This window comes from Wenzhouxiangella sp. YN1 (assembly GCF_056324145.1).
Map to the genome: position 1 here is coordinate 1 of NZ_JBJNIO010000032.1, position 281 is coordinate 281.

Below are 281 nucleotides of genomic sequence, written 5' to 3' on the forward strand. Positions count from 1 at the left end.
GCCCACCGGCCCGTACTGCACGACGCCGGCGAGCTCGATCAGATCTTTTCCATCCACCACACCCGCAAGCTGTCGAAGAACCTCACCTGCCAGTTCCACAACCGCGAATACCAGATCACCGGCCAGGGCAAGGGCTACCGACTCAGAGGCAGCCTCGTGACGCTGTGCGAGCACTTTGACGGTCGCGTGACCGTGCTCAGCAAGGGGCAGTCGCTCCCCTTCCGGCTACTAGCCGAAGGCGAGCCGCCCATTCCAATCGAAGACGAGAAGTCCGTCAGCAA

The 281-nt window shown here is 62.6% G+C and carries 1 pseudogene; it reads left to right on the forward strand.

Annotated elements, in window-relative coordinates:
- Positions 1-281, forward strand: a pseudogene (locus ACEWQZ_RS00080) (hypothetical protein); the annotation flags it as partial.